The organism is Streptomyces tagetis (genome assembly GCF_018069565.1).
Taxonomy (GTDB): domain Bacteria; phylum Actinomycetota; class Actinomycetes; order Streptomycetales; family Streptomycetaceae; genus Streptomyces; species Streptomyces tagetis.
In genome coordinates, this window is record NZ_JAGPNL010000009.1 from 17133 (window position 1) to 30112 (window position 12980).

Consider the following 12980-nt stretch of genomic DNA (forward strand, 5'->3'; position numbering starts at 1 on the left):
CGCAGTGTGTCGCACAGGCGTGCGGCCGGTCTAGGCCCGTGGTGGACGGTGCAGGCCCAGGTTCTCGTAGATTTCCAGCGTAGCCGTGGAGTTGTTGAGCGTGATGAAGTGCAGTCCGGGAACACCCTCGGCCAGCAGTTGTGCGCAGAACTCCGTGGCGAATTCGATGCCAATGGAGCGTACCGCCGCCGGATCGTCGCGTGATGCGAGGATGCGCTCTTTCAGCACCTGCGGGAAGGATGCGTTACTGAGTTTGGGCAACCTCTCCAGCATCTTCACACTGGTCACCGGCATGATCTCCGGAATGACCGGCGTGTCGCAGCCGGCCGCCGCGACCCGCTCGCGCAGCCGCAGGTACGACTCGGGGCGGAAGAACATCTGTGTGATGGCGTAGTCGGCGCCGGCCCGGCACTTGTCGACGAAGTGCCGGACGTCGCTCTCCCAGTCGGCGGAGCGCGGGTGCCTCTCCGGGAAGGCGGCCACGCCGACGCAGAAGTCACCCGACTCCTTGATGAGCCGGACCAGGTCGGCGGCGTACGCCAGGCCCTGGGGGTGCGCCACCCACTCGCCCATCGGGTCGCCCGGCGGGTCGCCGCGCACGGCGAGCATGTTGCGGATGCCGGCGTCGGCGTACTGTCCGATGATGTTGCGCAGTTCGGCGACGGAGTGGTCGACGGCGGTGAGGTGGGCGACCGGGGTCAGCGTGGTGTCGGAGACGATCTGCTCGGTCTCCTTGACGGTGCCCGCCCGGGTGGAGCCGCCGGCGCCGTAGGTGACGGAGACGAAGTCCGGGGCCACCGCCTCGACTCTGCGCAGCGCGCTCCACAGGTTCTTCTCGCCCTTGGGGGTCTTCGGCGCGGAGAACTCGAACGAGTACGTGGTCTTGCCGGCGGCCAGGATCTCGCGCACGGTGCGGGCGCGATCCGTCCTGGTCGATGCGGTTCCGAGGGCCATACGGGCAGGTTAGTCACGGGGCGGCGGTCCCCCAACCGGACAGGGGATTTTGTCCGCATTGTCGATTTGTCGTCCACCTTGTGGACACTTCGCCGCCCCCGGGAGTCCCGGTGGCCCCCCGGGCACCCCGGGTCCCGGACGCCGCGGGCCCGCCCGCTCCGGACCGGGGCACCGCTCAGGGGGCCTCGCGCAGCCGCCGGGCGAACTCGGCCGCCGCGGCGCCCGGATCGTCCGCCCCGGTGATCGCCCGGACGACGACGGCCCGGCGGGCTCCCGCCTCCAGCACCTGGTCGAGGGTGGTGAGGTCGATGCCGCCGATGGCGAACCAGGGGCGCCCGGTGCCGAGGGCGGCGGTGTGGCGCACGAGGTCCAGTCCGGGGGCGGGGCGGCCGGGCTTGGTCGGGGTGGGCCAGCACGGGCCCGTGCAGAAGTAGTCCACGCCCTCCTGCGCGGCGGCGGCCTCGGCCTCGGCGGCGGAGTGCGTGGAGCGGCCGACGAGGACGCCGTCGCCGAGGATCTCCCGGGCGGCGGGCACCGGGAGGTCGCCCTGCCCGAGGTGGAGCACGTCGGCGCGGGCCGCGTGGGCGACGTCGGCCCGGTCGTTGACCGCGAGGAGCTTGCCGTGCCGGGCGCACGCCTCGGCGAAGACCTCCAGGTGCTCCAGTTCCTCGGCGGCCTCCATGCCCTTGTCGCGCAACTGCACGATGTCGACGCCGCCGGCCAGCACCGCGTCCAGGAACGCGGGCAGGTCGCCCTGGGCCGTCCGGGCGTCGGTGCACAGGTAGAGGCGGGCGTCGGCCAGCCGGGCGCGTGCGGAGCTGTCGGGCATGCGGGGTCCCCCCAAGGTGGGTGTCGTACGGGCCGGCGCGGGGCGCGGCGGGTGCGGGCCCGCGCGACGGCCCGCGCACCGGCGGGGGAGGTGCCCCCGCCGGGCCGCGGGCCGCGCGTCGGACGGTGTGCGGTACGGGTCAGACGGCGAGCGCCTGGGCGCGGCGCTTCACCTCCGTCCCGCGGTTCTCGGCGAGGGCCTGGGCCGGGGTGCCGGGCAGGCTGGGGTCCGGGGTGAAGAGCCACTCCACCATTTCCTCGGCCGTGAAGCCGTCGTCCCGCAGCAGGGTCAGCGTGCCGGTGAGGCCCTTGACGACCTTGTCGCCGTCGATGAAGGCCGCCGGGACGTGCAGCGCGCGGTTCTCGCCGCGGCGTACGGCGATGAGCTGGCCTTCCTTGATCAACTGCCGCACCCGGGTCACCTCGACACCGAACCGTTCGGCGATGTCGGGGACGGTGAGCCAGTCGGGTACGAGAGCATCAATCTTCGCGTCAATCTCGGTCACCCCTCCAGACTGCCATCCGCCACCGACAGCCGGAAACCGGACAGGCCCGTCCCGGGGGCCGGGGCGGACCGGCCGCCGGGTCAGGCGGTCGCGGACTTCAGCGGCCGTGCCGGGTCGGCGAGCAGGACCGGGTCCATCGGCGTGCCCGCCTCGATCAGGCGGCGGCCCTGGGCCAGGTCCCGGGGGCGGCCCACCGCGAGCAGGGCGACGAGCCGGTCCTCGCGCAGCCAGCAGACCGACCAGGCGGGCCCGGCGGGGTCGCCGCGCCACAGCAGGGTGTCGGCGGCCGGGTGGTGGCCCGCGTACTGGACGAAGCGCCCGAACTGCTCGGACCAGAAGTACGGCACCGGGTCGTAGACCGCCGGGGCCTCCCCCGCGCCGGCGGCGACGATGTTCGCGGCGACCGTGCGGGGGCCCTGGAGGGCGTTGTCCCAGTGGTGCACGAGCAGCCGCTCGCCGTAGCGCCGGGAGGGGAAGGAGGCGCAGTCGCCGACCGCGTGGACGTCCGGGGCGGTGGTGCGCAGGTGGTCGTCGGCCGGGACCTCGCCGTGCGCGCCGAGGGCGATGCCGGAGCCGGCGAGCCAGTCGGTGGCGGGCCGGGCGCCGACGCCGACGAGGACCGCGCCGGCCGGGAGGCGGGTGCCGTCGTCCAGGACGACGGTGCCGGGCTCGACGCGCTCCACTCGCGCGCGGGTGCGCAGGACGGCGCCGCTGTCGGCGTACCAGGCGGCCATGGGGGCGGTGACCTCGGCGGGCAGCGTGCCCGCGAGCGGCCGGTCGGCGGCCTCCACGACGGTCACCTCGCACCCCGCCTCGCGGGCGGCGGTGGCGAACTCGGCGCCGATCCAGCCGGCGCCGACCACGACGACGTCGTGCTGCCGCTCCAGGACGGGGCGGAGCCGGGCGGCGTCGTCGAGGGTGCGCAGCAGGTGGACGCCGGGCACGTCCCCGGCGCCGGGCAGCCGCAGCGGTTCGGCGCCGGTGGCGAGGACGAGGGCGTCGTAGGGGACGGGCCCCTCGGAGGTGTCCAGGACGTGGTCGCCGGGGCGCAGGCCGAGCGCCTCGCAGCCGAGCCGCAGGGTGACGCCGAGCGAGTCGAAGTCGACGTCGAAGGCGGAGCCCTCGGCGGTGCCGAGCAGCACGGCCTTGGAGAGCGGGGGGCGGTCGTAGGGCCGGTGGGTCTCGGCGCCGACGAGGGTGACGGTGCCCCGGTAGCCCTCCTCGCGCAGCGCGACGGCGGTCTGCACGCCCGCCATGCCCGCGCCGACGACGACCACGCCGGCTCCCGTGCCCTGTCCCGGTTCCCGTGTCTGCTCGCTCACCCGTTCACCATAGACACCCGGCCTGTCACCACCCGCACCTGACGTGCCGTCGGCGCGCGGGGCGGACCCGGGCGCGAGGCGGTGGAGGCGGACCCGGGCGCCGCCGCGGTCACTCCCGGACCTCCTCGACGGCGCTGGTGCCGCGGCCGGGGCCCGACTCCCACTCCCATTCCTCCTCCAGGCGCAGGCGCCCGTCGGGCAGCTCGACGACGGTGGCGAGGCAGTGGCCGCAGGCGGTGGTCCGGTCGGTGCGGAGCTGCACGTACCGGAAGTCGAGCCGGTCGCCGTCGCGGGTGCCGATCAGCCGGCCGTGGAGGACGTCGCCGCCCGCGTACTCGGCCCACACGACGCCGTCCCGCTCGTGGTAGGCGAACCGGGTGCGGGTGCCGACCTGGCCCGCCGGCTGGTCGGCGACGGGGGCGAGGACGCGGCCGTCCAGGGAGGGCAGGGGCGGTGCGGCGGGGCCGCCGGGGCCGGGCGCGGGGGGACGGTTCACGGGGAAGGCTCCCTTACTGGGACGGACGGCATCGGGCTAGGGTGGCCGACGTAAGGCACACGCGGGAGCCCGGACGCACCGGGCTGAGAGGGAGGCTGGCGGCCTCCGACCGTACGAACCTGATCCGGATCATGCCGGCGAAGGGAGGGGCTGGACGCCCATGTCGTCTCCACCGTCGTCCTCGCGCACCTCGGACGTCCTCGTCGTCGGGGGCGGGATCATCGGCCTGGTCACGGCCTGGCGGGCCGCGCTGCGCGGGCTCGCCACCGCCGTCGTGGACCCCGCGCCGGGCGGCGGGGCCGCCCGGGTGGCCGCCGGGATGCTCGCCCCCGTCACCGAACTGCACTACGGCGAGCGGACGCTGCTCGCCCTCGACCTCGCCTCGGCCGAACGGTATCCGGCCTTCGCCGCCGAGCTGTCCGAGGCCACCGGGCACGGTCTCGGCTACCGCCGCTGCGGCACCCTGGCCGTCGCGCTGGACGCCGACGACCGCGCCCACCTGCGGGAGCTGCACGCGTTCCAGGAGCGGTGCGGACTGGAGTCCACGTGGCTGCCGGGGCGGGAGTGCCGGCGCCTGGAGCCGATGCTCGCGCCCGGCGTGCGCGGGGGGCTGCGGGTCGACGGCGACCACCAGATCGACCCCCGGCGGCTGGCCCGCGCGCTGGTCGTCGCCTGCGAACGGGCGGGCGTGGTCTTCCACCGGGACGAGGCCGTCCGGCTCACCGTCGCCGGGGAGCGGGCCACGGGCGTCGTCACGGCGGACGGTACGGAGGCGGCGGCCGGGCAGGTGGTGCTGGCCGCGGGCAGTCTCAGCGGCCGGCTCGCGGGCGTCCCCGAGGAGGTCCGCCCCCCGGTGCGGCCGGTCAAGGGCCAGGTGCTGCGGCTGACGATGCCGCGGGCGCACGCGCCGCTGCTCGGGCGCACGGTGCGCGCGGTGGTCCGCGGCAACCCCCTCTACCTGGTGCCCCGGGAGAACGGCGAGCTGGTCGTCGGCGCCACCAGCGAGGAGCTGGGCTGGGACACGACGGTCACCGCGGGCGGGGTCTACGAGCTGCTGCGCGACGCCCACGAGCTGGTGCCGGGCATCACGGAGCTGCCGCTGACGGAGACCCTGGCGGGCCTGCGCCCCGGCTCCCCCGACAACGCCCCGCTGCTCGGCGCCACCGCGCTGCCGGGGCTGCTGCTGGCCACCGGGCACCACCGCAACGGCGTCCTGCTGACCCCGGTCACCGGCGACGTGATGGCCGAGATCCTCACCGGCGGGGAGCCGCCCGCCGTCGCCCGTCCCTTCACCCCCCGGCGTTTCGACGCCGTCCCCGCACCCACGGAGCAGCCCGTATGAGCACCGACGTCACGATCCGCGTCAACGGGGAGCCGCGCGAGGTGGCTCCCGGCACCGCCCTGGACACGCTGGTGGGCACCCTCACCGCGGCGCCCTCGGGTGTGGCCGCCGCCGTCAACGAGACCGTCGTCCCGCGCGCCCGGTGGTCCGCCACCGCGCTCGCCGAGGGTGACCGGGTCGAGGTCCTCACCGCCGTGCAGGGAGGCTGATCATGGCCGACGACCCCTTCGTCCTCGGCGGTACGGCCTTCACGTCCCGGCTGATCATGGGCACCGGCGGCGCCCCCAGCCTGGACGTGCTGGAACGCTCGCTGACCGCGTCCGGCACCGAGCTGACCACGGTGGCGATGCGCCGGGTGGACCCGTCGGTGCACGGCTCGGTGCTGTCGGTGCTGGAGCGGCTGGGCATCCGGGTGCTGCCGAACACGGCCGGCTGCTACACGGCCGGGGAGGCGGTGCTCACCGCGCGCCTGGCCCGGGAGGCGCTCGGCACGGATCTGGTCAAGCTGGAGGTCATCGCCGACGAACGGACCCTGCTGCCGGACCCGGTCGAGCTGCTGGAGGCGGCCGAGACCCTGGTCGACGACGGCTTCACGGTGCTGCCGTACACCAACGACGACCCGGTGCTGGCGCGGCGGCTGGAGGAGGTGGGCTGCGCGGCGGTCATGCCGCTGGGCTCGCCGATCGGCTCTGGGCTCGGCATCCGCAACCCGCACAACTTCGAGCTGATCGTGGAGCGGGCCGGGGTGCCGGTGATCCTGGACGCGGGCGCCGGTACGGCGTCGGACGCGGCGCTGGCGATGGAGCTGGGGTGCGCGGGGGTGATGCTCGCCTCGGCGGTGACGCGGGCGCGGGAGCCGGTGCTGATGGCGTCCGCGATGCGGGCGGCGGTGGAGGCGGGGCGGCTGGCGTGGCGGGCGGGGCGGATTCCGCGGCGGTGGTTCGCCGAGGCGTCGTCCCCTGCGGGGGGCCTCGCGTCGTTGGACCCCGAGCGGCCCGCTTTCCGGTAGCCCGGCGTCGCCCGTACCGCGCGGGGGTCTCCCACCCGCGCACCACCTGTTCACCGTCGGTCAAGAGGTGAAGGTCTCACGTCGGGGCCGGGCGCCGTCGGCGGCGGGCGGTGGTGGGTGGGCAGGTGTGTCACAGGTGGGCTTCAGGGGGGTTCCGGTCGTGGGCGGGGCCGTCGGGTGTCCGTTTCGGCTCGTACACTCACCTGCGTGGACACGACCCTTCAGGACCCTCTGGTCGGGCAGGTGCTCGACGGCCGGTACCGCGTCGAGGCGCGGATCGCGGTCGGCGGGATGGCCACGGTCTACCGGGCCGTGGACACCCGCCTCGACCGCGTGCTCGCGCTGAAGGTGATGCACCCGGGCCTCGCCACCGACGCGACCTTCGTCGAGCGCTTCATCCGCGAGGCCAAGTCGGCGGCCCGGCTCGACCACCCCAACGTCGTCCAGGTCTTCGACCAGGGCGCCCAGGGGGCCTACGTCTACCTGGCGATGGAGTACGTCTCCGGCTGCACCCTGCGCGACGTGCTGCGCGAGCGCGGGGCGCTCCAGCCCCGGGCGGCGTTCGGCATCCTGGAGCCGGTGCTGGCCGCGCTCGGCGCCGCGCACCGGGCCGGGTTCGTGCACCGGGACATGAAGCCGGAGAACGTGCTGATAGGGGACGACGGCCGGGTCAAGGTCGCCGACTTCGGGCTGGTCCGGGCCGTGAACACGGTGACCAGCACCACCGGCGCCGTCCTCGGCACCGTCTCCTACCTGGCGCCCGAGCAGATCGAGCACGGCACCGCCGACCCCCGGGTCGACGTGTACGCGTGCGGGGTCGTCCTCTACGAGATGCTGACCGGCGGCAAGCCGCACGAGGGCGACTCCGCCGCCCAGGTGTTCTACAAGCACCTGCACGAGGACGTTCCGCCGCCCTCCGCCGTCGTGCCGGGGCTGCCGTACGCGCTGGACGAGCTGGTCGCCGAGGCCACCGCGCGCACGCCGGCGATCCGCCCCTCCGACGCGGTGGCGCTGCTGGCGCGGACCCGCGAGGCGCACGCGGCGCTGAGCGCGGAGCAACTGGACGCGGTGCCGCCGCAGGCGCTGAGCGCGGAGCACGACAACGCCGAGGACCGCACCAGCGTGATCCCCCGGTCCCTGGCCGTGCCCCGCCCGCTGCCGGTGAACGAGGACGAGGACGCCCACCCGGCGGACGGGGTGCACCGCACCAGCCGGCTGGCCGTCCCGCCGGTGCCGCCGCGGCGCGGACCGGCGGGGCTGCCGCGCGGGCCGCTGGCGATCGTCGCGGCCGTACTGCTCGTGCTCGGCCTCGGCACGGGCGTCTGGTACATCAACTCGGGCCAGTTCACCAAGGTGCCGCCGCTGCTGTCCAAGACGGAGGCGCAGGCCCGGGAGCGGCTGGAGCAGGCCGGCCTCGGGGTCGGCACGGTCCGGCACGCCCACAGCGACACGGTCGAGCGGGGCGCCGTCATCAGCACCGATCCCGCGGCGGGCGCCCGTATCCGCAAGAACGACGCGGTGTCGTTCACGCTCTCCGACGGGCCCCGGACGGTGAAGCTGCCGGACGTGGCGGGCTACCGGGAGGACCGGGCCCGCGCGCTGCTCCAGGACGAGGGGCTGGAGCCGGGGATGGCGACCCAGGAGTTCAGCGACGACGTGCCCCGGGGCTTCGTGGTCTCCACCAGCCCGGCCGCGGGCACCGAGGTGCGCGGCGGCACCGCCGTCGCCCTGGTGCTCAGCAAGGGCCGCCCCGTCGAGGTGCCCGACGTCACCGGCGAGGACCTGGAGGACGCGCGGGCGGAGCTGACCGAGGCCGGTCTCACCGTCGAGGTCGCCCCCGAGCAGGTCACCTCCGCGCACGACAAGGGCCAGGTCGCCCGGCAGACGCCGGACCCCGGCAGCCGGGCCGCCGAGGGCGACACGGTGACGCTGACGGTGTCCAAGGGCCCGGAGATGGTGGAGGTGCCGGACGTGGTCGGCGAGAACGTGTCGGACGCCCGGCGGACGCTGGAGAAGGCCGGTTTCGGGGTGAAGGAGGACCGCGGTCTGTTCGGGCTCTTCGGCGACACGGTGAAGGAGCAGTCCGTGCCGGGCGGCGACACCGCCCCGAAGGGGTCGACGATCACCCTCCGCATCCGCTGATCCCCCCTGGTCCCCCGGTCCCCGGCGTCCCGCGCCGGGGGCATGACACCCTTGAGGCGTGAACAGTCTCGGGTCCGCCCCCTCCCGCAATCCCGTCGGCGCCCACGTCCCCGTCGCCGGCGGCCTGCACTCCACCGGCGTGTCCGCCGCCCGCGAGCTGAAGGCGGAGGCCGTGCAGGTCTTCGTCGCCAATCCGCGCGGCTGGGCCACGCCGGCCGGCGACCCGGCGCAGGACGAGGCGTTCCGCGCCGCCTGCGCCGAGGCGTCGATCCCGGCCTACGTGCACGCCCCGTACCTGATCAACTTCGGTTCGCACACCGAGGCGACGGTGGAGCGGTCGGTGGAGTCGCTTCGGCACTCGCTGCGGCGCGGGCGGGCCATCGGGGCGCTCGGCGTGGTCGTGCACACCGGCAGCGCGACCGGCGGCCGGGAGCGGGAGGTGGCCCTGCGCCAGGTGCGCGAGCGGCTGCTGCCGCTGCTGGACGAGCTGACCCACGACGACGATCCGTACCTGCTGCTGGAGTCGACCGCCGGGCAGGGCGCGTCGCTGTGCTCGCGGACCTGGGACTTCGGCCCGTACTTCGAGGCGCTGGACGCCCATCCCAGGCTGGGCGTCTGCCTGGACACCTGCCACATCTTCGCGGCGGGGCACGACCTGGCCGGCCCCGACGGGATGCACCGCACCCTCGACCAGTTGGTGGAGACGGTGGGCGAGGGCCGGCTGCGGCTGGTCCACGCCAACGACTCCAAGGACGTCTCGGGCGCCCGCAAGGACCGGCACGAGAACATCGGCGCCGGGCACATCGGCGAGGAGCCGTTCCGGGCGCTGATGACCCATCCGGCGACCGAGGGCGTGCCCCTGGTCATCGAGACGCCGGGCGGCCCGCAGGGGCACGCGGCGGACGTGGAGCGGCTGAAGAAGCTCCGCGACGGCTGACCGGCCCGAGCCTCCCCCGGCCCCGTCCCCGGCCCCGGGCCGTCACGGCTCGGGGCCGTCCCCGGGCTCCTCCTGGTACGTGTAGCGCTGTTCCTTCCAGGGGTCGCCGATGTTGTGGTAGCCGCGCTCCTCCCAGAAGCCGCGCCGGTCGGCGACCATGTACTCGACGCCGCGCACCCACTTCGGCCCCTTCCAGGCGTACAGGTGCGGGACGACCAGCCGGAGCGGGAAGCCGTGCTCGGCGGTGAGCAGCTCGCCCTCCTTGTGGGTGGCGAAGAGGGTGCGTTCGTCGGTGAAGTCGGAGAGCCGCAGGTTGGCGCTGTAGCCGTACTCCGCCCAGACCATCACGTGGGTGACGCCGGGGGCGGGCGGGGCGAGGTCGAGGACCGTGCGGGCGGGGACGCCGCCCCACTCGGAGCCGAGCATGCTGAACTTCGTGACGCAGTGCAGGTCGGCCACGACCGTGGTGTAGGGCAGCGCCGTGAACTCCTCGTGGGTCCAGCGGTGCTTGCCGCCGTCGGCGGTGGCGCCGAAGACCCGGAAGTCCCAGCGCTCCGGGCGGAACCTGGGCACCGGGCCGTAGTGCGTGACCGGCCAGCCGCGCTGGAGGCGCTGACCGGGGGGAAGCTCGAACGCCGGTGCTCCTTGCGTACCGCCTTCTCCCGTTTCGTGTCCCACCGGCTGACCCATGCCTCCATCCTGACAGACCGGGACCGATACCCCCGACCCGACCGTCCTATTTTCGTTCAGACCGGCCCAACTCAGACTAAGCATGGACTTACTTACTAAGTGCAGACTTACTGGACGATCTTCCTCGGCGGTGCAATCATGCGGCGAAATCCGCCAGTTCCCGCCGGAAGGAGCCGCACCCGATGCAGGGCGACCCCGAGGTCATCGAATTCCTCAACGAACAGCTCACCGCCGAGCTGACCGCGATCAACCAGTACTTCCTCCACTCGAAGCTCCAGGACCACAAGGGGTGGACCAAGCTCGCCTCGTACACGCGCTCGGAGTCCTTCGACGAGATGCGGCACGCGGAGGTGCTCACGGACCGCATCCTGCTCCTGGACGGGCTCCCCAACTACCAGCGGCTCTTCCACGTACGGGTGGGCCAGACGGTGACCGAGATGTTCCGGGCCGACCGGGAGATCGAGGTCGAGGCCATCGACCGGCTGCGCCGCGGCATCGCCGTCATGCGCGCCAAGAACGACATCACGTCGGCCAACATCTTCGAGGCGATCCTCGCCGACGAGGAGCACCACATCGACTACCTCGACACCCAGCTCGAACTGATCGAGAAGCTGGGCGAGCCGCTCTACCTGTCGACGGTGATCGAGCAGTCCCAGCCGGACGCCTCCGGACCGGGCACGGGCGGTTTCTCCACCCGCTGAGCCGGCGCCCGCGACGGGCGGGGGCGAACGCCCCGGCCGGGCCGGGCGGCAGCCCGGTCGTCGCGGCCGGTCAGGCGGCCCTGGGCAGGCCGGGGATCACGGGCGCCCCGGGGACCCCGGGCGTCCCGGGCAGTTCGGCGAGGACCGCCGTGCGCCCCTCGTCGATCAGCTCGCGGCGGGGGCAGGCCCCCCGGCCCAGCAGCGCCTGGATGCGCCGCACGCAGCCGCCGCAGTCGGTGCCCGCCTTGCAGGCGGAGGCGATCTGCCGGGGCGTGCACGCGCCGGCCTCCGCGTGGGACCTCACCTGCTCCTCGGTCACGCCGAAGCAGCTACAGACGAACACGCGGGGTCACCTCCCGGCAGGGGTCCAGGGCCGTGCCGTGCCGACGGACCGGAGGACCCGGCGTGTCGGTGAGGCAAACCTAACCTTACCCATGGCCCCGGTGGGGCAAAAGCGTGGGGGGCGCGGATCGGGTGTGATCCGCGCCCCAATACGTCCGGTACGCGCCCGTGCGGGCGGTCCGTCACTGGTCCCGGTACATCTCCGCGACCAGGAAGGCGAGGTCCAGCGACTGGCTGCGGTTGAGCCGCGGGTCGCAGGCCGTCTCGTAGCGCTGGTGCAGGTCGTCGACGAAGATCTCGTCGCCGCCGCCCACGCACTCGGTGACGTCGTCGCCGGTCAGCTCGACGTGGATGCCGCCCGGGTGGGTGCCGAGCGCCTTGTGCACCTCGAAGAAGCCCTTGACCTCGTCGAGCACGTCGTCGAAGCGGCGGGTCTTGTGCCCGGAGGCCGCCTCGAAGGTGTTGCCGTGCATCGGGTCGGTCACCCAGGCGACGGTGGCACCGGAGGCGGTGACCTTCTCGACCAGCTCGGGGAGCCGGTCGCGGATCTTGTCCGCGCCCATCCGGACGATGAAGGTCAGCCGGCCCGGCTCGCGCTCGGGGTCCAGGCGCTCGATGTACTGGAGCGCCTCCTCGGCCGTCGTCGTCGGGCCGAGCTTGATGCCGATCGGGTTGCGGATCTTCGCCGCGAACTCGATGTGCGCGTGGTCGAACTGCCGGGTGCGCTCGCCGATCCACACCATGTGCGCGGAGGTGTCGTAGAGCTGCCCGGTGCGGGAGTCCACGCGGGTGAGCGCCGACTCGTAGTCGAGCAGCAGCGCCTCGTGGGAGGCGAAGAACTCGACGGTCTTGAACTCCTCCGGGTCGGTGCCGCAGGCCCGCATGAAGTTCAGCGCGTTGTCGATCTCCCGGGCGAGCTGCTCGTAGCGCTGGCCGGAGGGCGAGGACTTCACGAAGTCCTGGTTCCAGGCGTGCACCTGGCGCAGGTCGGCGTAGCCGCCGGTGGTGAAGGCGCGCACCAGGTTCAGCGTGGAGGCCGAGGCGTGGTACATGCGCTTCAGCCGCTCGGGGTCCGGGACGCGGGCCGCCTCGGTGAAGTCGAAGCCGTTGACCGAGTCGCCGCGGTAGGTCGGCAGGGTCACGCCGTCGCGGGTCTCGGTCGGCTTGGAGCGCGGCTTGGAGTACTGGCCGGCGATCCGGCCCACCTTCACCACGGGCACCGACGCCGCGTAGGTGAGGACGGCGCCCATCTGGAGCAGGGTCTTGAGCTTGGCCCGGATGTGCTCGGCGGACACGGCGTCGAAGGACTCCGCGCAGTCGCCGCCCTGGAGCAGGAACGCCTCTCCCCGGGCGACCGCGGCCATGCGCGCGCGCAGTTGGTCGCACTCGCCGGCGAAGACCAGCGGCGGATACGTTTCCAGCTCGGCGATCACATCGCGCAGAGCCTCGGCATCCGGGTACTCGGGCTGCTGCGCCGCGGGCAGGTTTCGCCATGTCGCCTGAGCGGCGACGCTTCGAGAATCAGCGTTCACGGTCACGCGCCCCACAGTACGCGGTCGGTCCGGGTCCCCCCGGCCTCGCTCAGTGGGTGAGACGGTTTGTCCGGTCTCCCCCGGCCGGCCGCGGGTCGTGTACCGTGCCTGCCATGTTCGCGCACTCGACCCGCACCTGGTGGTGGACCGCCCTCCCGGCGGCCCGCTGACCGCGCGTA

General features: G+C 74.1%; 15 protein-coding genes and 1 riboswitch. Of the genes, 7 read left to right on the forward strand and 8 right to left on the reverse strand.

Translation table 11 applies throughout. From position 1 onward, the window contains the following. Positions 1-30: 30 nt before the first annotated feature. From metF to J5Y05_RS26275, 5 genes are all read right to left on the reverse strand, one after another. Positions 31-954, reverse strand: a complete 924-nt coding sequence (metF, locus tag J5Y05_RS26255; RefSeq protein ID WP_210875567.1) for a methylenetetrahydrofolate reductase [NAD(P)H] — start codon at positions 952-954, stop codon at positions 31-33. Positions 955-1129: 175 nt separating this feature from the next. Next, positions 1130-1783 carry a thiamine phosphate synthase gene (thiE, locus tag J5Y05_RS26260; protein WP_210875568.1) on the reverse strand — a complete coding sequence of 218 codons (654 nt, stop codon included), beginning with the start codon at positions 1781-1783 and terminating at the stop codon, positions 1130-1132. A gap of 139 nt (positions 1784-1922) precedes the next feature. Next, positions 1923-2288 (reverse strand): Rv2175c family DNA-binding protein, encoded by a 366-nt coding sequence (locus J5Y05_RS26265; RefSeq protein WP_210875569.1) that lies wholly within the window; start codon positions 2286-2288, stop codon positions 1923-1925. An 80-nt stretch (positions 2289-2368) separates the two neighbouring features. Next, positions 2369-3610, reverse strand: a complete 1242-nt coding sequence (locus tag J5Y05_RS26270; RefSeq protein ID WP_307854098.1) for an NAD(P)/FAD-dependent oxidoreductase — start codon at positions 3608-3610, stop codon at positions 2369-2371. Positions 3611-3719: 109 nt separating this feature from the next. Beyond that, positions 3720-4106 (reverse strand): avidin-fold protein, encoded by a 387-nt coding sequence (locus tag J5Y05_RS26275; RefSeq protein WP_372450527.1) that lies wholly within the window; start codon positions 4104-4106, stop codon positions 3720-3722. A 51-nt stretch (positions 4107-4157) separates the two neighbouring features. Next, positions 4158-4269, forward strand: a riboswitch (TPP riboswitch). Between J5Y05_RS26275 and thiO the strand changes: the two genes are divergently transcribed. The 5 genes from thiO (at position 4267) to J5Y05_RS26300 (ending at position 9536) form a co-directional block, all read left to right on the forward strand. Beyond that, on the forward strand, positions 4267-5448 hold the full coding sequence (gene thiO / locus J5Y05_RS26280) for a glycine oxidase ThiO (RefSeq protein WP_210875570.1): 1182 nt from the start codon (positions 4267-4269) through the stop codon (positions 5446-5448). Its footprint overlaps the riboswitch before it by 3 nt. Then, the gene (gene thiS, locus J5Y05_RS26285; RefSeq protein ID WP_210875571.1) at positions 5445-5657 is read left to right on the forward strand and encodes a sulfur carrier protein ThiS; all 213 of its coding nucleotides are present in this window, start codon (positions 5445-5447) and stop codon (positions 5655-5657) included. Before thiO ends, thiS begins: the two co-directional genes overlap by 4 nt. Positions 5658-5659: 2 nt before the next feature. Continuing rightward, on the forward strand, positions 5660-6457 hold the full coding sequence (locus tag J5Y05_RS26290; RefSeq protein ID WP_210875572.1) for a thiazole synthase: 798 nt from the start codon (positions 5660-5662) through the stop codon (positions 6455-6457). Between the two features lie 207 nt (positions 6458-6664). Beyond that, positions 6665-8599 (forward strand): Stk1 family PASTA domain-containing Ser/Thr kinase, encoded by a 1935-nt coding sequence (gene pknB / locus J5Y05_RS26295; protein WP_210875573.1) that lies wholly within the window; start codon positions 6665-6667, stop codon positions 8597-8599. Between the two features lie 58 nt (positions 8600-8657). Continuing rightward, positions 8658-9536, forward strand: a complete 879-nt coding sequence (locus J5Y05_RS26300; RefSeq protein WP_210875574.1) for a deoxyribonuclease IV — start codon at positions 8658-8660, stop codon at positions 9534-9536. Positions 9537-9578: 42 nt separating this feature from the next. Here J5Y05_RS26300 and J5Y05_RS26305 read toward each other — a convergent pair whose 3' ends face one another. Further along, entirely contained in the window at positions 9579-10226 is a 648-nt protein-coding gene (locus J5Y05_RS26305) for a sulfite oxidase-like oxidoreductase (protein WP_210875575.1), read from the reverse strand. 182 nt (positions 10227-10408) lie between these two features. Between J5Y05_RS26305 and bfr the strand changes: the two genes are divergently transcribed. Continuing rightward, on the forward strand, positions 10409-10927 hold the full coding sequence (bfr, locus tag J5Y05_RS26310; RefSeq protein WP_030417825.1) for a bacterioferritin: 519 nt from the start codon (positions 10409-10411) through the stop codon (positions 10925-10927). Positions 10928-10997: 70 nt separating this feature from the next. Here the strand turns inward: bfr and J5Y05_RS26315 are convergent, their stop codons facing one another. Both J5Y05_RS26315 and J5Y05_RS26320 read right to left on the reverse strand, forming a co-directional pair. Continuing rightward, positions 10998-11270 carry a (2Fe-2S)-binding protein gene (locus J5Y05_RS26315; RefSeq protein WP_210875576.1) on the reverse strand — a complete coding sequence of 91 codons (273 nt, stop codon included), beginning with the start codon at positions 11268-11270 and terminating at the stop codon, positions 10998-11000. Positions 11271-11451: 181 nt separating this feature from the next. Then, positions 11452-12807, reverse strand: coding sequence for a class II 3-deoxy-7-phosphoheptulonate synthase (locus tag J5Y05_RS26320; RefSeq protein WP_210875577.1), 1356 nt, complete (start codon positions 12805-12807; stop codon positions 11452-11454). 107 nt (positions 12808-12914) lie between these two features. Here J5Y05_RS26320 and J5Y05_RS32695 point away from each other — a divergent pair, with 107 nt between their 5' ends. After that, entirely contained in the window at positions 12915-12971 is a 57-nt protein-coding gene (locus J5Y05_RS32695) for a trp operon leader peptide (protein ID WP_372450531.1), read from the forward strand. Positions 12972-12980 lie beyond the last annotated feature (9 nt).

What these genes read in the sequence shown, in the direction of transcription:
- bfr (WP_030417825.1), top strand. Translation starts at nt 10,409, where the DNA reads ATGCAGGGCGACCCCGAGGTCATCGAATTCCTCAACGAACAGCTCACC.
- J5Y05_RS26290 (WP_210875572.1), top strand. Translation starts at nt 5,660, where the DNA reads ATGGCCGACGACCCCTTCGTCCTCGGCGGTACGGCCTTCACGTCCCGG.
- thiO (WP_210875570.1), top strand. Translation starts at nt 4,267, where the DNA reads ATGTCGTCTCCACCGTCGTCCTCGCGCACCTCGGACGTCCTCGTCGTC.
- metF (WP_210875567.1), bottom strand. Translation starts at nt 954, where the DNA reads ATGGCCCTCGGAACCGCATCGACCAGGACGGATCGCGCCCGCACCGTG.
- J5Y05_RS26305 (WP_210875575.1), bottom strand. Translation starts at nt 10,226, where the DNA reads ATGGGTCAGCCGGTGGGACACGAAACGGGAGAAGGCGGTACGCAAGGA.
- thiS (WP_210875571.1), top strand. Translation starts at nt 5,445, where the DNA reads ATGAGCACCGACGTCACGATCCGCGTCAACGGGGAGCCGCGCGAGGTG.
- thiE (WP_210875568.1), bottom strand. Translation starts at nt 1,783, where the DNA reads ATGCCCGACAGCTCCGCACGCGCCCGGCTGGCCGACGCCCGCCTCTAC.